Here is a 19952-nt window from a genome sequence, read left to right on the forward strand (position 1 = left end):
CTTTCGTTGGTTCACGGCGCATAGGTATAGGTCTGATTATTCACGGTCACCGCCAGAAGCACGGCGCCGGCCGGCGGGGGCGGCGCGTCGGTGCCGAACCTGCAGGTGTTCGGGGAGTCGGCATCCCGCGGGGTCACCGTGGCGTCGCCGGGCACCGAGCAGCTGTAGGCGGCGGGAAGGCCGTTGTTCTGAGGCCCGTTGGTCCAGCTGATGACTCCGGTGGCCGGGTCGTAGGCAAGCCCGGTCACGGTGAAGCTGACGGAGGCCTCGAGCGCGGTCAGCGTGCCCGACCACGGCCCGCACGAGCCCCAGTCGGTACAGGCCGAAACCTGATAACGCACGATCTCACCGAACGGGAGACCCAGAAGCTCGCGCGGCCAGCCGGCCCCGCCGAAGACGACCTCGGATCTCGGAACGACCCCGCCGGAGCCGTCGACCGCGCGCAGCCGGTAGTCCCGGATGCCCGAACTCGGGTTGATCCCGTCGACGCGCAGATCCCAGGCATCGCCCCGCGCCGCCATGGTGCTCTGCACATCGGTGACCGGTCCGGGCGCCGGGCGCACGAGTACGCTCGCCACCGCCGTCGGGGCGCAGCCGGCCTTGTTGTACCCCCAGACGGCGAAGTAGTAGCGGCCGTTGTCCGCGAGGAGGCTGTCGAACACGGTGCTGGTCGCGTCGCCGCCGAGCGTCCTCTGCTGGGCGACGATGCCGCCCTCTGTCGGTGGCCGAAGCTCCCCCGACGCGGACACCGTGCACGCCTGCGCACCCGTGGGAACCTGATCTTCGCGCAGCCGCTGCACGAAGTAGCCGCCGATGAGGGCGCCGCGGCCGTCGAACCCGTCCCACGTCACGGTCACCGCTCCGGCGGAGTCGGCCGCGCTGGCCGTGATCGCGCCGGCGCGGGCCGGGCCGAACGGCGTCGCGCTCCCGGCCGCGCTGTTCCAACCGGCCAGAGCCGGGTAGGCGTCGTTGCGGGCGCTGACCGTGAAGGGGGTGTTCACGCCGTTGACGAGGCCCATCACGTCGACGGAGCAGGTTCCCGCCGCGCAACTCGATCCGGAAGCGCTGACCTCCTCCTGGACGGCGCCGTTCCGGGTCACCACGTAGCCGCGAATCGCCGTCCCGCCGCCCACCGGGGCAACGATGTTCCAGCGCAGGCGCAGCCCGCCGTCGAGCGGCTCCGCAACCAGGCCGGTCGGCGCGGTCGGCACCGAGTCGGACCAGACCCGATCGGACAGCACGGTCGCCTCGGACAGCCCGATCCCATTCTGCGCGGCGACCGACACTCGCAGAGCATTGCCCTGGCCGTTGCCGGGCGTTGCGACCTGGCAGGACGTCGCTGAGCAGAGTGAGGTGGACAGCACGGCCCCCGACGCGGCGTCGAGGAGAGAAATCTGATACCCCGTGATCGCCGAGTTGTTGAAGGCCCCGGCGTTGAACGAGAGGGACAGGCCCCGATCGAAGAAGCCGGTGACGCGCAGGCTGGACACCGGATCGGGTTTGTCCTGCACCGAGATGCGCACGGTGCCCCAGGCGTAGCGGGCAGGGTCGTTCGTCGCGTCGGCCACCTGGTACTGCAGGGTCAGGTCGGTCGGCGCGGCGTCCGAGGCCACCCGGACCGACAGCCGACTTCGGTCCGTGCTGGGCGTGATGCTCACCCCGGCCGGAACGGCGCCGCCGTCCAGGCCGCGCACCGCGAGCACGCGCAGCGGCACGGACGGGAACGGATTGGTGGCGCCGTCGTTCGCGAGCACGTCGACGACGGTCGTGCGACCGCGGGGAGCGACCGCGGCATCCGTCACGGGGATGGCGACGGGTCGCGTTGACGCGACCACGCGCAGGTCGATCCGGCCGGCTCGGCCCTCCTGAACGCCGTCGCGCACGCCGATCGTGATCGTGCTCCGCGCGCCCTTCGGGGTGGATTCCGTGGCGCGCAGGGTGAGCGTCTGACCGTCGAGCGCGTAGCTGAAACCGGTCGGGAGCGGGTCGAGCACGGTGTACGCCAGCTCAGGCTGGTCGTTCGGGTACGGGTAACTGGTGAGTCGGGGCAGGTCGATGACCTTCTCCTGATCGGGCTCGAACTCGAGCACCGCTCCACTGAAGCCGGGCGGCTGGTTCTCGCGGGGCGTGACCTCGATGGGCAGCACGATGGTCGCCGTACGCCCATCCGGGTCTTCAGGCCCCGAACCGTCGGTGACCTCGAACGAAATGGACGCCGGCCCGAAGTATTTGTCAGTGCTCGTGAACGCGAGGCCGGTGTCGTTCCGGGCCAGGTCGGCCCCATCCGAATGCGTCGCCCGCACGAGGCTGCGGTCGGTGAGGCGCACCTTTTTTCCGCCGACCGCGACGACGTAGTCGTTGATGTCGATGGAGAGCAGCGCCTCGCTCTGCACGGTCAGCGGTGGGGCACCGCGGCGCACCTGGGGTAGGGCGTCGTCGGTCCCGGGAACCCAGATGAACGCGTAGGACACGATGCTCGCGTCCTCCGGGTGGGCCACCGCGAACGGGATGATCTGGCTGGTCGGGCCCACTGTGACCCGGATGCGCCGGGCCGGCGTCACCTCGGCGATTCCCGAGAAACGCTCGGGCACCGTCAGAGCCAATGCGGCGGCCGGCCCTTCCGCGAAGAAGACGTTGGCCAGCACGTCGACGTCGACGGTCCGGGCCTCGAGCACGTCGGACAGCGGCACGTGGGTGTCGCGTGCATCCGGACGCGAGCGCGGGGCGTCCTCGCGGACCACGACCGTGAGGAAGGTGGAACTCGTTCCGCCCCGCACGTTCTGGATTTCATAGATGAAGCCGTAGCGACCCGGTGTCACGGGTGAGGTCACGGCCACGGTGTCGCCGTCGACGACGGCGGTGCCGGGGTCGGCCTGGCCGCTCGCCTCCACGCCGGTGATGCTCAGGGTGCCGCCGTCGGGGTCGGAGTCGTTGCCGAGCACCCGCACGGCAACCGTGCTGCCGGGGCGCACCACGACCTCGTCCGGAGCGGCGACCGGGTTGCGGGCGCCGTCGAGGCGCGGGCTGATCCCCACCCGCACGGTGCCGACGGCCCGGGCCCCGAGCGCGTCGACCACCGAGTAACTGAACGTGTCCGTGCCGGCCGAGTACTCCCCGGCCGTGTAGTCGAGCGAGTCCACGCCTGTGACCGTGACCGACCCCTTCTCCGGACTGGTCTCCTGGCCGACCAGTTGCACGGAGTCGCCGTCGGGGTCGATGCCGGACAGCGGGATCGGGATGCTCACCGTGTCCCCGGCGAGCACGCGGGCCGTCACGGTTTTCGGCACGGGGGCGCTGTTCGAGGTGGGATCGGCTTCCCGCACCGCGATGCTGACCTCGGCGTTCGCGAACTGGCCGTCCGGGGCGTTCACTCGGTAGACGGCGGTGACGTTGCCGGCCGTGTCCGGCGCCAGGAACCGCAGCACCCGGCCCGAGACGAAGAGCAGACCGCCGCCGGCGGGCAGTTCGGTCGCGAGCTCCGGCGCCAGGGTGAGGGTGTCACCCTCGGGATGCTCGTCGTTCGCGAGCACGGGGATGTCGATGGCGTCGCCGACGCGCACGGAGATCGAGTCCGGCACGGCGATCGGGGCCTGCTTCTGGGCCGGCGGCGGGATCTCGATCACGGTCACCGTGCCCGCGGCGTCGGCGAGGCCGTTGCTGACCCGGTAGCCGAACACGGCCGTTCCGCCCTCGAGGGGTTTGGTCAGGGTCACGCGCAGGATGCGCTGGTCGAGGATCTCGATTCGAAGCCCGCTGTCGGCGGGGACATCCGTGATGCCCGTCACTAAAAGCACCCCACCGGCCGGATCGGAGTCCGTGGCGAGCACGTCCACGAGGGTGGCCTGCTGGCCACGGATGAAGGCGGTGTGCGGCACGGTGACGGGGGCGCTGCTGGCGTCGGGCGCGGCCGTCACGTTCACGCGGATGCGTCCGGTGGCGGTGAGTTCGCCATCCGTCACCGCGTACTCGATCTCGTGCACCCCCACCACGCTGCTCTGCAACCGGAAGGTGCCGGCGTCGAAGTCCGCGGTGATGTTCACCTCGGGTTTGGCCGGCACGCTGCTCAGACGCAGCGGCGCCGATCCGCCGCGCACATGCTCCAGCGGCAACACGGTCACCTCGCTGCCGGCGGTCGCAAGCACCACGAACGCCTCGGCGACGATGGGCACCGAGCCGCTCGGCCGCACCATCACCGAGAGCGCGCCGGCCCCGCCGGCACGGCCGTCGGAGACGGTGAGGCCCACCGTTTTCGCGCCCCCGCCCGCGCCGGCATCCGTGTAGACGACGGACCCGGCCGGCGTGAAGCTGACCTGGTCCGGTGCGGGAGCGGTCGCCGCCGCCAGATAGAACGGGTCGCCGTCCGGGTCGACCCAGTCGCCGAGCACCGCCGTGGTCACCCGCCCACTGGCGCGCACCGTGGTGTTCGTCGTGCGGGCCTGCACGGGTGCGGCGTTCTCCTCGGGGGAGCGCACCGCGACCGTGACCGTGGCCGAGGCGCTCCCGCCGCGCCCGTCGTCGATGGTGTAGTCGAAGCTCAGTGATCCGGATGCCTCCGGCGTGAGGGTCAGCTGCACCTGCTGAGTGTCCGCCACGAGCTCGAGCCGCCCGGCCGACTCGGGCACGGGGGTGAGCGCCGAGATCACAAGCACGTCGCCGTTGGGGTCGAAGTCGTTGAGCAGCACGGGCAGGGTGACGGTGCGTCCCGGCCGGCCGCCGAAAGCGTCGTCGACAGCGACGGGTGGCACCTGGGACTTCTCGAACTCCGGCGGGGTGTCGTCAGCCGCCTGCTCGACCTGCTGCTGATCGGGGTCGGTGTCGATCAGTTCGGCCCAGTTGTCGATCAGTTCGTTGTCCCGCTGCACTGCCCAGGTCGTGCCGTTGCGGGCGTCGTTCAGCACGAGTCCGGTTCCGTTCCGCCGGAAGGCCAGCCGGGCGTCCCCGGCGAAGCCGGACAGGGTGGCGGTGGCGCCGTCGCTTCCGGTGCCGCCTTCCGCGCCGTCCGCGCCGTCCGCCGCGCAGTCGCGCCAGACGGTGCCGTCCGACCAGGCGGCATGGGCGCAGGAGGCGTCCTCGACGGGCGCGGCGGCGTCTCCGCTCCGGCCGGTGACGAGCGGGGTCAGGCGGCCGCCGGCACGGGGCACCGCAATGAGCCCCTCACGGTGGGCGATGAGAACGCGGTCGCCCGTCACGCTCGGCTCCGACAGGACCGGCTCATCCCCGGAACGGATGCTCCCGGAGAGGTCTTCAACCCCCTCCGCCTGGAACAGTCGCCGGCTCGACGCGTTGAGCAGCGCCCACCGGCCGTCGACGCTGGTCAGCTGGTAGCTGTCATCCGTTTCGCCGGCCGTGAGCGTGACCGTGCTGGTAATGGTGTCCGCGGTGAGCAGGTCGACCTGGGAGAGTTCCCCCGTCGCCGGCGTGAAGGCGAACAGCACGCCGGCCTCGTCGACGCTGACCACGGAGCCGGCACCGAAGGCCAGCGTCGGCTCAGTGGTGCTGTCGAACTCGGAGAGCTGGCTCGCGGCCACGCTCCAGACGTCGCCGTTCGCGGTGACCACCGCCCGGTCGCCGGCCAGGAAGACCGAGGCAGCGTCCGGCGGCAGGGCGACGCTGTCGGCCACCTCCGCGGTCGCGGGGTCGAGGATGTCGAGGGCGCTGTTGCCACGGTCCAGCACCAGTACGGTGGCGCCCCGTTGCACCACGTCGAGGCTGGTGCTTCCGGCGCTGATCACCGTGTTCAGTTCGAAGACGGCCGTATTGGCTCGCCCGACGACCTGGCGGGCCTCGTTACTCACCCAGACGGCCGCGTCTCCGAGGTCGAGGCGCTGCGCGGTGTACCCACCGGAGACGATGGCCACGGTGGCAATGACGGCCACGACCACGGTGCCGCTGAGCGCGGTGGCGAAGAGCGAGCGGTGGCGGGTGAGCCAGCGACGGATCACCCGGCGCCGCCGGACGCGCCCGGAAGGCCGGTATCGACGCATTTTTCCCCGCTCGGAGCACCGAGCTTGCCGTCCCGGTTGACCGTGACGGTCGCACAGACCCGAGATTGTCCCTGTGGGTCGACCCGGAATTCCGTTCCCCGCTGGATGCTGCTCTGACCGCTGCGCAGGGTCACCACGAACGTGTCGCCGTCCCGGACCCCGGGGTCGGCCCAGCTGAACACGATGGTTCCGGAGCGGAGCGCGCCATCCACATCACTGACCAGAGGGATGTCGGTGCCGGCCTGGGTCACCAGCACGGTCGCCGCCGTGGTCGCCAGTCCCACGATGATCACCGCCGCTGACACGAGTCCCCATACCGTGAGCGTGCGCCTCCGCTTCTTGGGCCGGGTGGTCACAGTGTCCCCCTGCGGGCCGGTGGTCAGCTGCCCGGTACTCAGCAGTGCCGAGGTCGCCGAGCGCGCGCCGAGGCCGGTTGGCGACGCCTTCCGGCGGCGGCGGCCGGCGTAGGCGTCGACTGAGTTGATGCCCGTGATCCGGGTCCGGTCCTCCTGGTCGGCGAGGGCAGCGACGGCCCAGCTGTCCTGCTCCACCTCGAGAGGCGTCTGCGCGAGACCGAGTTCGGCCTCCACCGATTGAAGCTCTCGGATGAGTTCCAGCACGCTCGGCTGCCGCAGTTCCGGCCGCCGCGACATCGAGCGATTCAGGATGGCGCCGAGCCGGGCCGGCACGTCGGCGCGGTCGAGCGGCGGCACGCGGGCCTTGTTGATGCGGGCCATCATCTGGGCCGAACCGTTCTCGGTACCGGCCACCTCGAACGGGGACCTACCGGCCAGGAGCGAGTAGAGGGTGGCGCCGAGCGACCACACCTCCGAGGCGACCGACCCGGAGATCTCGCCGAGCAGCACCTCAGGGGCCGACCACGGAATGGAGAGCCCGATGGCGTCGCTCCTCTCGGCCTCGCCGAGGGTTGCGGCGATCCCGAAGTCCGACAGCACCGGGTGCCCATACGCGGTGACCAGGATGTTGGACGGCTTCAGGTCCCGGTGGAGCACCCCGGACCGGTGCGCGGTCTCGACGGCGCTCGCTATCTTCACACCGATCCGCAGGGTATCCGGCACGGAGAGCGGTTCATTACGGTAGCGCTGGCTGAGGGTCGAGGAGCAGTACTCCATGACGAGATACGGTCGACCGTCCGCGGAGACGCTCGCCTGGAAAACCGTGAGAATCGACGGATGCGAGCTGAGCTGGGCCATCAGGTTGGCCTCGGCCTGGAACAGCTGGCGCACGTGATCGTTGACGATCTCGGACAGCAGTACCTTGACGGCGACCTGGCGCCTGGGCATGTTCTGCTCGTAGAGGAACACGTCGGCGAAACCGCCGGATCCGAGCGGACGGAGATAGGAGAATCCCGGTAGGTTCGGCGGCGTGGAGGGTAAGCGCCGTGCCATGTCGCCTCCCGGTGTCAACATTAGTGCGGGTCGTGCGTGAGTAGGCGCAAATCGACCGGGTGACTCGACAGGCGTCCCCTAATTTTAGGTGTCTCGCTGCCGGACGGACGCTAGAAAACTACCCCAACTCTGGGGGTACGACATCGTCGACGGCGACCACGTCGAGCACGATCACCGTGACGTTGTCGCGGCCGCCGTTGTCGAGCGCGGCTTCCAGGAGAGCCCTGGCCGCGTCATCCGCCCGCGGGTTGGAGATCAAGAAATGACGGATGCCGTACGCCGTCAGCTCCTTGGTCAGGCCGTCGGAGCAGATCAGGAGCCGCATTCCGGCCTGCAGGGGGCGGATGCGATAGTCGGGCACGGGCGGTTCGTGGAAGCCCACGGCGCGGGTGACGATGTTGCCGTGCGGGTGCACATCCGCTTCGTCCCTGGTGATCCGGCCCGCGTCCACAAGCTCCTGGACCACGGAGTGGTCGGTGGTGACCTGCTCCAGCACGCCGGAGGTGAGCTGGTACACCCGGGAGTCGCCGATGTTGAACACGATCCACTGCGGCTCGCCGGAGACGACGGCCAGCGCGGCCCCCGTCACGGTCGTTCCGGTGCCGAGGTCGGTAACACCCTCGCCCGAGGCCATGTCGACGACGGAACGGCTGAGCGCTTCGTTGATCGCCTCCGCTTCGACGTGGTCCGTTCCGGCGAGCTCGGCCAGTCGGGTCACGACGGCGGCGCTGGCGACGTCGCCGGCGGAGTGACCGCCCATGCCGTCGGCAACCGCGAAGACGGGAATTTCGGCGACGAGGCTGTCTTCGTTGATCTGGCGGCGGTGCCCGGTGTCGGTGATCGCCGCCCAGGCCAGCGTCACGGTCTTCTGCACCGACGGAAGTACGACGATGGAACCGGTTGAGCCTTGACCAATCTGGGTCACGGTTGTGCCTTCCGAAATTGCCGTGCGATTACTGACCGGGCGTGTTGCCGGCTGCGGGGAGGATCTCGATGATATTACCGTCCCCTAAGTGCACCGTCGTACCGGGCAGCACTGCGAGCGACTGGCCGGAATGAAGCCGTTGCCTGCGCCCGCGTGGCGGAGCCACCACGGTGCCGTTCGTGGAACCGAGGTCGGTGACGACGACAGAGCCGCCCTCCTGTCGTATTTCCACGTGGGTGCCGGAGACGGCGGAGGTGGGCGAGGCAACCTCGATCAGCCGCACCGGCGCGTCGCCACTGATGCGCGGCGCTCGCGGTCGGCGTCCGAGCCGGCAGGGAAGGTCCAGCGGGATCTCCTCCCCGTTCGGCAGCCGGAACGCGAAGCGAGCCTCGGCGGCCCGGGCCCGTGCGCCGGCCGCAGGCCCGGACGCGGGCTGCCCGGGCGCCCGCACGTCGGTGATCAGGGTGTCGGTCCCGGCCGGGCCGGCGAGAACGGTGTCGGCGCCCGCCGCGCGGCCCGGGGCGCCGGAGCGCACGATCGTGGCATCGTCGGCAGATGAGTCGTCGGTCAGCCCGGCGTCAGTCAGCGCAGCGTCGGCCTGCGCTACGTCGGCCTGCGCTGCCTCGGCCTGGCTGTGCTCTGCCAGCGACCAGAACAGCGTGTTCGCGAACACGGATCCGAGCCCGAATGGCCGGCCGGAGTCGAGGGCGCGCGAGGAGGCTACGGGTCGCCCGGTGGAACCCACCGTGAAACCGGTCACGGCCCGGAAGTCGGCCAGCAGCCAGGGGCGGATGCTGACGTCCGAGAACCGGCGCGACCCACCGACCGAGTACACGTCGACCGCGACCTCGCCGCGAACGACCACGGAGACCGGGATGCCGTCCTCGTCCGTGGGAGCGCGCTGAATGATCACCGCAAAATGCTCGACGGCGTGCTCGCCACCGAGCGGCAACAGGGCGACGAGCTCTTCGGCTTCGACGTGGGGTGCCGTCACGAGCGCGGCCAGGGTCAGGGTGATGCCCGACGGGGTGCCGGCGGGCAGTGCGGCGATGAAGCCGCGCCCCACGACGAAGGTCCAGGCGGCTTCGGTGCCGAGACCGGTTTCGTATCCGACGCGCCCCACGGGAATGGTGCCTTTCCGTTACGTTGACGATCAATATTCGGACGCCGATTCAGTGGCCGTTCAGGTCGGTGGTCAATAAGTGACAGGGCGCGCGTGATTCGCGTGTAGTCCTCGAGCACGTACATCGACACGTCTTTACCGTAGCCGGAGTGCGTGAATCCGCCGTGCGGCATCTCCGCGACCAGGCGACTGCTCCCGCCGCCGCCGCAATCGAGCAGAGAACCGCGGCGCGGGATGAACGTCCGTTCCGGCCACCACGTCGATCCGAGCCGAGCCGAGCCGAGCCGAGGATCAACTCCGTCCCGAACGAATTCGACGGTGCCCGCCGTTGACGACATTGCGAAGGTCGCGAGCGCTCACGGGACTCCCGAGTGGTTCGATGGCCCTCGGAACCTCCCCATCAGCGACCATCCCAGCGGCGGGAAACGAGCCTGAACCAGGCAATCTTCCAAGGATTCCGTTGTGTTTGGCGTGAATTGCTGCGGAATCGCTTGCCTGAGGTCACTCCCGCTGGCATACTCGCTGGATGAGCGTAAACGGGCGCAATGCGGGCAGGCCGGCCCCACTGGATGAGGTCTCGAAGAAGATCATCGAGCAGCTCCAGAACGACGGCCGACGCTCGTATGCCGAAATCGGCAAGGCGGTGGGCCTGAGTGAGGCCGCAGTGCGACAGCGCGTGCAGAAATTGACGGATGCCGGCGTCATGCAGGTCGTCGCCGTCACCGACCCGATGCAGCTGGGCTTCTTCCGCCAGGCCATGATCGGCATCCGCGCGACCGGGGACACTCGACTGCTCGCGGACCGACTGTCCGCCATTCCGGCCGTCGACTACGTCGTCCTGACGGCCGGATCCTTCGACCTGCTGGTCGAAGTTGTCTGCGAGGACGACGACGAGCTGATCGACCTACTTAATTCACAGATCCGTGGTCTCGAGGGCGTCAGCTCCACCGAGACCTTCGTTTATCTCAAACTCCACAAGCAGTTCTACAACTGGGGAACACGGTAAGAAAATGACAATCACATCAGCCACCACCGACTCCGCCGCGTCCGACACCGCAGTCGCCGCCGAAGTTGCCACCGACAGCACCGGCGACACCACAGCCGAGGCGTCGGCCACCCCCCGCGTCTACACGGATGCAGAGAACGCCACCCTGCAGCAGAAGGCGAAAGACCACCTCTGGATGCACTTCTCGCGCCAGTCCGTGCTCGAATCCGGCCACGGCGTGCCGATCATCACCAAGGGTGTCGGCCACCACATCTGGGACTCGAATGGCAAGAAGTACATCGACGGCCTGAGCGGGCTGTTCACCGTCAACGCCGGCCACGGCCGCAAGCGGCTCGCCCAGGTGGCGGCGAAGCAGGCCGAGGAACTCGCGTTCTTCCCAATCTGGTCCTACGCCCACCCGAGCGCCATCGAGCTAGCCGATCGTCTGGCCGCAAACGCGCCCGGCGACCTCAACCGGGTCTTCTACTCGACCGGAGGCGGCGAGGCCGTGGAGACCGCCTTCAAGCTGGCCAAGTACTACTGGAAGCTGCAGGGCCGCCCCACCAAGCACAAGGTCATCTCCCGCAACGTGGCCTACCACGGCACCCCGCAGGGCGCCTTGGCCATTACGGGCATCCCGGCCATGAAGGAAATGTTCGAACCGGTCACCCCCGGCGGATTCCGCGTCCCGAACACCAACTTCTATCGCGCCGACGAGCTGGGTTCCGGGTTCGGCGACGACGTGGAGAAGTTCGGCCTGTGGGCCGCCAACCGCATCGAAGAGATGATTCAGTTCGAGGGCCCGGAGACCGTGGCCGCGGTGTTCCTGGAACCCGTGCAGAACTCTGGCGGCTGCTTCCCGCCGCCTCCCGGCTACTTCAAGCGGGTGCGCGAGATCTGCGACCAGTACGACGTGCTGCTGGTGGCCGACGAGGTCATCACCGCTTTCGGACGCATCGGCAACATGTTCGCGTCCACGACCTTCGGGATCGAGCCGGACATGATCACCTGCGCGAAGGGCATGACCAGCGGCTACTCCCCGATCGGCGCCACCATTATCAGCGACCGCATCTACGAGCCCTTCAAGCACGGTGACACGACCTTTTATCACGGTTACACATTCGGTGGCCACCCGGTTTCCGCGGCCGTGGCCATGGCCAACCTCGATATCTTCGAGGAGGAAAAGCTCAACGAGAACGTGCGTGAGAACTCGCCGCTTTTCCGGGCCGAGCTGGAGAAGCTGCTCGCCCTGCCGATCGTCGGCGACGTGCGCGGCGAGGGCTACTTCTTCGGAATCGAGCTGGTGAAGGACAAGGTCACCAAGGAGACCTTCAACGACGCCGAGTCTGAGCGCCTGCTGCGCGGCTACCTCTCCAAGGCGCTGTTCGAGGCCGGGCTGTACTGCCGTGCCGACGACCGCGGCGACCCCGTCGTGCAGCTCGCTCCCCCGCTGACGATCGGCCCGGCCGAATTCAGTGAGATCGGCGACATCCTGTACGGCGTGCTGTCGGAGGCGCCCAAGTACCTGTAGCCGCTACCGGCCAACCGGATGCCTGAAGCCGGTCACCTGCCGCCGGAAGTCCGATTGTGGCATTCGGCTCAGGCGTTTTCGGTTTCGTCCGGAGGGACCGCGAACGCCCAGTCTGGTAAATGCCCCGAACCGAAAACGGTGTGGAGCAGCTCAGCCATGCCGTAGTGCCGGTCAATGGCGAGTGCCTGGTCGACGAAGATTCCGGCGACCGACCCGCGCCCCATCGCCCACGACAGCCAGGCCAGCATGCACAGCGGCGCCGGTCTGGCCGTGCGCGGCGCCAGAGCGACCAGCACCTTCAGCAGTCGGATCGCCGGCTCGATGCGTTCGGGGTCGGGGCGCTCCCGGCCGAGCCCGAGCATAAGGTCGCTCGTGACCCGGGAGTGCGGGCTGTCGAGTCCGTCGGACTGCTCCTCAGCGATGATGTCGTCCAGGCTCCGCCCCGTGGATCGCTGCAGGATGGCATACCGCAGGTTGAGGCAGTGCGTGTTGCGGCCGACCGTCTCTCCGAAGGCGAATTGCAGCATCATCTGGTCCCGGCAGGCCGGCCCCTGCATCAGGAACAGCAACGCGGCCGCGTCGTCAAGCGCCAGGTTCTGCGGGTCACAATCGAGCGCCGCCTCCGCGGCCACCACCGGGTCGAGGATGTCGCCGGCCAACTCAAGCAGTTCCGGCACCGTGCCGGCCTGGCCACCGAGGCGTTGATAGCGCGCCAGCCGGCGGCCGAGCCGCTCTCTCATCGACGGGTCGACCGCCGGCAGGTCCGCGCGACTCTGCAGCGTCGCGAGGTCGCGGCGAACCTCTTCGGGGATGGCCCGGTGCACCTCGGAGGCGGCGATCGCGCGGAGCGGATGCCCGCCGGCCGGGCAGTCCGGGTCGAAGTACGAGCCCCACCCGTCGGCGGCCACGCACAGGGCGTCGCGAAGCAGGAACCCGGAGAGCCGGGCGCGAGCGCACAGCACCTCGACGAAGCGTTCCTGCGGCAGGCCGGCCACAGCCACGATGTTCTCGTCGCTGTAGACGACGGGCACCAGCGCGTCGACGTCCGGGATCTTGCAGAGCGTTCCCACGAGCGTGGTGGCGATGCGCTTGAGCACCTTCTCCGGTGCCGCAGGGTCGGGCAGGTTGAACCGCATCGCCCCGCAGGTGCGGTTGCCGCGGAAGGCGACGAGCACCAGGCTCTTCTCGGGCAAGAACCCGGCGAGCTGCGGCACGAGCGCGAGGAAGTCATGTGCTTCCCTGGTCTTGACGATTGTCCTGTTCATGGGTCCACCCTCTCCAGAACCGCCTCCACCTCCCGATCCGGGTCGGGTCGGTGCACGACTCGGCGGATTCACATTCTGGGGAGGACTGGCCACGTACTCTGGAACAGACGGATGCGGCCGGTGGGCAAGCGCACGACACCGACAACAGAACGAGGTGCACGGATGGCATTTTCAACCTTTCTGGATGTGTTGCTGCTGGTCGTGTTGTTCGGCTACCTGATTTCCGGATACCGCAGCGGCCTCATCGGCAGCATCGCCGGAATCGCCGGACTCGCAGCGGGTGCCGTCGCGGCCTACTTTCTGGTGCCGCTCGTGGGCACCTGGGTTCCCGCCGCGGAGTGGCGCACGGCCGCGACCCTCGCGGCCGCAGCTGTTTTGCTGATCGGCGGCCTCTCGCTCGGACGCTCCATCGGCAGGATCCTGACTCCCCAGGGCACTCGCAACAAGCTCCGGGTCGTCGACCGCGTGCTCGGCGCCGGCGCAGCTGTCGCGGTGTCGGCCCTCGTGGTCTCGATGATCGCCTTCAGCATCGGTGCCCTCGGGGTCCCGGTGGTGTCGTCGGCGGTGAGCTCGTCGAGCGTGATCCGCTCGATCGACTCCCTGACCCCCGATCAGGTGAAGAGCTTCCTGGCCCAACTGCGCTCCATCGTTGTAACCGAGGGCATCCCGCGTGTCGTGGAGGCCTTCAACGGCGAGGCCCCGGTCGTGCCGAGCGTAGGCACCGACAGTGACGCCCTGCGCGCGGCGAGCGCGTCGGTGATGAAGATCAACGGCACCGCCTATGCGTGCGGACAGAACCAGTCCGGCAGCGGTTTCGTGATCGCTCCGGATCGGGTTCTCACCAACGCTCACGTCGTCGCCGGGGTGGAGGAGCCCGTCGTCGTCACGCCCGACGGCAGGTCCCGTTCTGGTCAGATCGTCTACTTCGACCCGATCGTGGACCTCGCCGTGATCGCAGTGCCGGGGCTCGAGGCTCCCCCGCTCTCCCTTGGCGACAATCTTCCGCCGGGCAGCCTCGCGGTGAGCAGCGGCTATCCCTTCGGCGGGCCATTCGAATCGGCGCCGGCCGAGGTCGTCGCCGTGGCCCCAGCCCTGGTCGCCGACATCTACGGGCAGGACCCGTCCTCCCGGCAGATCTACACGCTGGCTGCCGACGTCGACCACGGCGAATCGGGCGGCCCCCTGCTCAGCGAGGCCGGCATCGTGACGGGCGTCATCTTCGCGAAGTCGACCACCACCGAGAACCTCGGCTACGCCCTCGCCATGGAGGAAGTCGACCCGGTCGCAGAGCAGGCCGCCACGCTCGGCTCCCCGGTCTCGTCCGGCACCTGCATCAGCGGCTAACTGAGTGAGTCCGCGTCGACTGACTGTGTCGCTGCCTACGGTCAAAACTGACTGTGCCCGGTGGACTCTGGTGCTCCAAAGCGGAACGCCGCACCGGGTACCGAACCAATTCGACGGAGGTTCTCGCGTAAGACTGCTCTTTCGGAGTGGGGTGACCCGTGGTTTCCGGCAGAATCTCCGTCGGATTCGTTCGGGGTGGGCGGAAGAGCCAGTCGCAAACCCCCGTCCGCGAACTCTCAGCGCCGGCGGCCATGAGCACTCACCCATCTGGTCCGCGATGGCAGACTAGACAGGTCCTGAACCAGCGGGACCACAGGAAAGGTCCCACCGTATGACGATCATCGCCGCCGCCGACGGTTCGGCCCTGGGCAATCCCGGCCCCGCCGGATGGGCCTGGTTCGTCAACGATTCCTGCTGGGCCGCCGGCGGCTGGAAGCACGCCACGAACAATCAGGGCGAACTGAAGGCCGTGCTCGAACTGTTCCGGGCAACCGCCCACCTCGACGACGACCTGCTCGTGCTGTGCGACAGCCAGTATGTGATCAACTCCATCACCAAGTGGATGCGCGGTTGGAAGGCCAAGGGCTGGCGCAAGGCGGACGGCAAGCCCGTGATGAACCTGGACCTGCTCCAGGAGCTCGACGAAGCTCTGGCCGGACGCCGCTACCGGTTCGAATGGGTCAAGGGCCACGCTAACCACCCGCTCAACGAGGCCGCGGACAGCAGGGCCCGAGCCGTGTCGGAGGCGTACCAGCGGAACGCGCCGATCAAAGCCGGCCCCGGCTGGGTGCGGGAGGGCGATGCCGCACCCGTTCGGCGCTCCGCGCTGACCTCGGCCACGAAAGCACGGACCGTCGCTTCGCCTACCGCCACCCTGAAGCTGCCGGCCGGCCCGTCGCATCCGAAGCTGTTCGCGTTCGACGAGCTGGATGCCTCCCACACCGTGTCACTGGAACTCTCCGCCGACGAGCACGCGCGTCTGACCGAACGTGCCGCCAGGCTCGGCGTCAGCGTCGAAGAACTTCTTCACGGCCTGATCTGACCTCGGTCTGCTTCGCCACGTTCTTCGCCGCGTTCTTCGGCGGCAGAAGGGTGTTCGCCTCGTCGAGGGACATGCCGTTGGTCTCCGGAATCTTGGTCAGCACGAACACGAATGACAGCGCCGCGAACAGCGTGTACAGGCCGTAGGTCATGGGCAGCGAGACTGCCGCCAGCGGCGGGAACGTGACGGCGATCAGGAAGTTCGCGATCCACTGGGCCGCTGCGGCGATGCCGAGCGCCTTCACCCGGATGGTGTTAGGGAACATCTCGCCGAGCAGCACCCAGACCACCGGGCCCCAGGACGCACCGAAGAAGACCACGAACACGTTGGCCGCGACCAGGGCGATCCCACCCCACGCACCGGGCAGGCTGATCTCGCCGTTCACGGTGACCGCCTGGCTGAAGGCGATCGCCATCGTAGCCAGCGACAGCGTCATACCGATGGAACCGGTCATCAGGATCGGCCGACGTCCGATCCGGTCGATCAGGGCGATGGCGATGAAGGTAACCGCGATGTTGGTCAGGCCGGTGAACACCGAGATGGTGAGCGAGCTCGACTCCTCGAAGCCGACCGCCTTCCACAGGGTGGTCGAGTAGAAGAAGATCACGTTGATGCCGACGAACTGCTGGAACATCGACAAGAGGATGCCGATCCAGACGATCGGGCGCAGGCCGAAGGCCGTGCCGCGCAGTGACCCGGAACGCTGACCCAGAGTGTCGGCCTTGATCGAGGCACGGATGTCGCGGATCTCGCGGTCCACATCGCCGTTGGGCCACACCTTCTGGAAGACCGCGCGGGCCTCCGTCTCACGGTCTTTCAGCACCAGGAACCGGGGGGACTCCGGAAGGATCTTCGCGATCACGAAGTACACGGCGGCGGGCAGCGCGCAGGCCAGGAACATCAAGCGCCAGGCGTCGATCCCGAACAGGGAGGGCTCACCCGCGCCTCCCGCGGTGTTGGCGAACACGGCGTCGGACAGTAGAGCGGAGAAAATACCGATCGTGATGGCGAGTTGCTGGAGCGATCCGAGGCGTCCCCGAATGGCTCGCGGTGAGATCTCGGCGATGTACGCCGGGGCCACCACGGATGCGAGCCCGATGCCGAGACCGCCGACGATGCGCCAGAGCACGAGGTCGTAGATGCTGAAGGCGAAGGCGGAACCGACCGAACTGACGAAGAACATGATCGAGCCCAGAAGCATCACCGGGATTCGACCGTAGCGATCGCCGACCCGGCCGCCCAGGTAGGCCCCGGCTGCGGCACCCAGTAGCGCGCTCGCGACCGCGAATCCGGTGAGGGTCGCCGTGAGCGCGTACTCGTCTTGAATGGCATTCACCGCGCCGTTGATCACGGACGCGTCGAACCCGAAAAGGAACCCGCCGAAGGCTCCCGCCACCGCCAGCGCGATGACCTTTCCGTTCGTGGATGGTTTCTCAGTCTCGGTCATCGTCAAGGCCTCTGTCTCATTGTTGAACAATCCAAAAAGCCTACGCCCCAACGACAGGGTGCCGAACCTCGGCGGAACCTGCGCCCGTCAGCTCCCTGTGCTATCCATGACCCATGACTCGATTCCTCGGAGTTGACCTGGCCTGGGCCGAAGGCAGCACGTCGAAACCGGCCAATGAATCCGGCCTGGCGTGCATCGACGAGACCGGCCGGGTGCTCGACGCCGGTTGGGCCCGCGGCACGGATGCCGTGATGCGCTGGATCGACTCCCTGTGGGAACCCGGCGCCGTGCTGGCGGTCGACGCGCCCCTGGTGGTGAACAACCCCACCGGCATGCGCCTGTGCGAGCGGGAAACCGGCAGTCGCTACGGCCGCTGGCATGTCTCCGCGAACGCCTCGAACCTCGGCCGCCCCTGGGCAGGCGGGGTGACGATCCGACGCCGATTGGAAGCCTCCGGCTGGACCTACACCGACGGCCTCGCGCCGGTGGATAAGGCCACCCCCAGCTTCTTCGAGTGCTACCCCTACACGACGCTCGTGGGCGCGGCGGAGTTCGGTTACCTCGACAAGCGACCCCGCTACAAGCGCATGGGCACCTCCCTTCCGCCGGACGAACGCCGGACGAAGCGGGCCATGGTCTGCGATGACCTCATCCAGCGGATCTGGGGGCTCACCCGAGCGTCGCCGCCGCTCGACCTGGGCTCCCATCCCGTCTCGGACGCCCTGGTAACGGAGCATTCACCGTTGGTCGACCGAGCCTACAAACACCGCGAAGACCTGATCGACGCCCTGCTCTGCGCCTGGACGGCCTCGCTCTGGTGGCACCGGGGCACGGAGCGCTGCCAGGTTCTCGGCGCCTCGGACACCGTGTCGGAGCTCGGTCACCGACCGACCATCATCGCGCCGGCCCGGCCGGAGCAGCGCCGCGGCGACGAGGGGGCGCGGCTCGTCACCGCACCGGGTACCAGCGCGTCCTGACCCGCTCGGTCACCTGCCACGACACCGGCTCCACGCGGGTGCGAGCCGTGGCGAGCACTCGGTCGCCGACCAGGAGGGCCATCGCGGCATCATCCGCCGTGAACCGCACGATCGCGCGCGGAGAACCGGCCACCACGGCGAGATCGGATGCCTCCACGGTCGTCAGCTCCGCGGCGGCAGCCGTCAGGTGCGGCAGGACGGAGTCCGGGGCGATGCCCGAATGGAGAGCACCGATGATCAGGGTGATACGGAAAGACGGCATCCAGTCAGCGTAGGCGGGTACGCACGAACAGGTGTCCACACTGATCGCAGCTGTCCATTGGTCGCAGGTGTCCTCAGGTCAAGGCACGCCCGACGTCCCGACAGAGTCGAGGCCCACCATGATCTGGCGCGCCCCACTTCTGGCACCGCCCGCGTTCCTGACACTCACCTCCTGGTCGGGAGGTCTGACCCGGAGTTCGGCCCCGACGCGCTCAGTCCCCGGTGGCCGACGCGGAATCCGGCTCCGGCTCCGGAAAGCGCACCTCGACCGGTGTCCGGTCCGCCAGCTCGTCCCCGGCTGGATGAGTCAACTCAATGATCACGACGCTCGGTGCCTGGCCGAGCAGGTCGAGGATGGATCCGATCTCCAACCCGGAGTAGGGGTCGTCGACATCGAGCACCTCCGGCCGCACCCCGAACAGACGGTCGGACGCGGCGATCATCAGCACGGCGCCGCGGTGTTCGGCCTGGTCGAAGATGCGGCCGAGGTTGTCCTCAGTGGCGGCGGCGCTGGCTCCCACGACCTCGTTCAGGGGTACCGTCACAAGAGACTTGCCCAGTTCGTTCGCGACGGATGCCGCGGCCTCGGCCTTCGCCACGGCATCCGCTCCCGTGAACACGGCGAGCGCACCTGCCCCGGCCAGCTTCACGACATCACGGACGGTGCCGACCACTGCCGTGCGCTCGGCTGCGTCCAGGGTGAAGGAGGCCATCACGCCGAAGGACAGTCGCAGCGGCGCGTTGGATGCCAGCCAGAGGGAGGTCAGCACCTCGTTGGTCAGCGGCGAGGGTGAGAGCCAGACCTGCAGGTTGTCTGCCGAGCCGATCGGGACGTTCAGCACGGGATGGCGTTCGATGGCGGCGCGCGCTGCACCGAAGGCACGGTGGCTGCCGGCATCCGTGTCGACGTCGTCGCCGGGAAAAGCACTCACCAGGTAGTGCAGCTCCGAAATCACTCGGCTGGGTCCCCGCTGGGTCTCCTCCCGATAACTGATCAGGCTGTCGTAGTAGAGGAACAGGTTGATGGAGGGGCCGGCGACACCGGTGCGGGGTGCGCCGAGCGCGTAGGCCGTGACCTGCAACCCGATCGGCGGGGAAGACAGCAGTCGTTGGAGCGCGACGGTCGTCGAGGCGATGGCCTGGCCGTAGTTGGTGAGCGACGACATGGGGACCCCGGCTTCTGAGAGCTTCTGGATGCGAAAGTGAGCAGCCAGAGCCACGGTACTCCGGCTCACCAACCAGGTCGAGGAGTTCGGCTGCGCCACGGCGGAACCGGCCCGGTGCCGGTCCCGTGAATGCCGTAGCCTGCTTCGATAGATGTGTTCCTCGCGGTATCCGCCGCAGTGAAGGAGTTCCATGGACTACTCGGCAACGATCGTGGCCCAGGCCCACGTCACCAAGCCCGACGCACTGCGGCTGATCGCGGAGGCGGCCGGGTCGACCGTGCGGGATGCCGGGACGGCACATCCGTTCGTGCCGCTCGTCGGCGGCGGTCGCGTCGAAGTGGAGATTCCCAAGTTCGGCGAGGGCCCGCCGCTCGCGATCGATGTCTTCAACCCCCACGGGGCCGCGCAGGCCCGGGCTTCGGCACTGTCAGTGCAGGCTGCCCTCGCCGGTGTGACCGATTGGCCGACCGAGGTCAGGTAGCCGCGTGCGCGG

At 68.5% G+C, this 19952-nt stretch carries 14 protein-coding genes; 6 read left to right on the top strand and 8 right to left on the bottom strand.

The features are described 5' to 3' along the window. Window positions 1-11: 11 nt before the first annotated feature. The 4 genes from E3O18_RS16030 to E3O18_RS03685 all read right to left on the bottom strand — a co-directional run bounded on the left by E3O18_RS16030 (window position 12) and on the right by E3O18_RS03685 (window position 9441). Window positions 12-5942 carry an Ig-like domain-containing protein gene (locus tag E3O18_RS16030; RefSeq protein WP_166784673.1) on the bottom strand — a complete coding sequence of 1977 codons (5931 nt, stop codon included), beginning with the start codon at window positions 5940-5942 and terminating at the stop codon, window positions 12-14. After that, window positions 5939-7393, bottom strand: a complete 1455-nt coding sequence (locus E3O18_RS03675; protein WP_134396417.1) for a serine/threonine-protein kinase — start codon at window positions 7391-7393, stop codon at window positions 5939-5941. The genes E3O18_RS16030 and E3O18_RS03675 overlap by 4 nt, the downstream gene beginning before the upstream one ends. Window positions 7394-7511: 118 nt before the next feature. Then, window positions 7512-8309: a protein phosphatase 2C domain-containing protein gene (locus E3O18_RS03680; protein WP_241976683.1), complete on the bottom strand. Its 798-nt coding sequence runs from the start codon at window positions 8307-8309 to the stop codon at window positions 7512-7514. A gap of 37 nt (window positions 8310-8346) precedes the next feature. After that, window positions 8347-9441 carry an FHA domain-containing protein gene (locus tag E3O18_RS03685; protein WP_166784874.1) on the bottom strand — a complete coding sequence of 365 codons (1095 nt, stop codon included), beginning with the start codon at window positions 9439-9441 and terminating at the stop codon, window positions 8347-8349. Window positions 9442-9967: 526 nt separating this feature from the next. Between E3O18_RS03685 and E3O18_RS03690 the strand changes: the two genes are divergently transcribed. Both E3O18_RS03690 and E3O18_RS03695 read left to right on the top strand, forming a co-directional pair. Then, window positions 9968-10447 (top strand): Lrp/AsnC family transcriptional regulator, encoded by a 480-nt coding sequence (locus tag E3O18_RS03690; protein ID WP_134396423.1) that lies wholly within the window; start codon window positions 9968-9970, stop codon window positions 10445-10447. A gap of 4 nt (window positions 10448-10451) precedes the next feature. After that, complete coding sequence (locus tag E3O18_RS03695) at window positions 10452-11957, top strand: aspartate aminotransferase family protein (RefSeq protein WP_134396425.1); 1506 nt, start codon at window positions 10452-10454, stop codon at window positions 11955-11957. A 68-nt stretch (window positions 11958-12025) separates the two neighbouring features. Here E3O18_RS03695 and E3O18_RS03700 read toward each other — a convergent pair whose 3' ends face one another. Then, entirely contained in the window at window positions 12026-13222 is a 1197-nt protein-coding gene (locus E3O18_RS03700) for a DUF4192 domain-containing protein (RefSeq protein WP_134396427.1), read from the bottom strand. Between the two features lie 162 nt (window positions 13223-13384). On the opposite strand from E3O18_RS03700, the gene E3O18_RS03705 reads away from it, so the two are divergent. Then, a complete protein-coding gene (locus tag E3O18_RS03705) occupies window positions 13385-14566 on the top strand; it encodes a MarP family serine protease (RefSeq protein ID WP_134396428.1) in 1182 nt (393 codons plus the stop codon). 331 nt (window positions 14567-14897) lie between these two features. After that, window positions 14898-15608 (top strand): RNase H family protein, encoded by a 711-nt coding sequence (locus tag E3O18_RS16830; protein WP_134396430.1) that lies wholly within the window; start codon window positions 14898-14900, stop codon window positions 15606-15608. Here E3O18_RS16830 and E3O18_RS03715 read toward each other — a convergent pair. Further along, on the bottom strand, window positions 15574-17061 hold the full coding sequence (locus E3O18_RS03715) for a sugar porter family MFS transporter (protein ID WP_134396497.1): 1488 nt from the start codon (window positions 17059-17061) through the stop codon (window positions 15574-15576). The genes E3O18_RS16830 and E3O18_RS03715 overlap by 35 nt on opposite strands. 107 nt (window positions 17062-17168) lie before the next feature. Between E3O18_RS03715 and E3O18_RS03720 the strand changes: the two genes are divergently transcribed. Beyond that, complete coding sequence (locus tag E3O18_RS03720) at window positions 17169-18032, top strand: DUF429 domain-containing protein (protein ID WP_134396432.1); 864 nt, start codon at window positions 17169-17171, stop codon at window positions 18030-18032. On the opposite strand, the gene E3O18_RS03725 is transcribed toward E3O18_RS03720, so the two are convergent. Together E3O18_RS03725 and E3O18_RS03730 are read right to left on the bottom strand one after the other, a co-directional pair. Beyond that, window positions 18004-18294: a hypothetical protein gene (locus E3O18_RS03725; protein ID WP_134396434.1), complete on the bottom strand. Its 291-nt coding sequence runs from the start codon at window positions 18292-18294 to the stop codon at window positions 18004-18006. The genes E3O18_RS03720 and E3O18_RS03725 overlap by 29 nt on opposite strands. A 211-nt stretch (window positions 18295-18505) precedes the next feature. Then, window positions 18506-19528, bottom strand: coding sequence for a Pvc16 family protein (locus tag E3O18_RS03730; protein WP_166784671.1), 1023 nt, complete (start codon window positions 19526-19528; stop codon window positions 18506-18508). A gap of 121 nt (window positions 19529-19649) precedes the next feature. Between E3O18_RS03730 and E3O18_RS03735 the strand changes: the two genes are divergently transcribed. After that, window positions 19650-19940, top strand: a complete 291-nt coding sequence (locus tag E3O18_RS03735) for a hypothetical protein (protein WP_134396437.1) — start codon at window positions 19650-19652, stop codon at window positions 19938-19940. Window positions 19941-19952: the final 12 nt, after the last annotated feature.

Origin of the sequence: Cryobacterium sp. TMT2-42-4, from assembly GCF_004402645.1 — a bacterium.
Classification (GTDB): Bacteria; Actinomycetota; Actinomycetes; order Actinomycetales; family Microbacteriaceae; genus Cryobacterium; species Cryobacterium sandaracinum.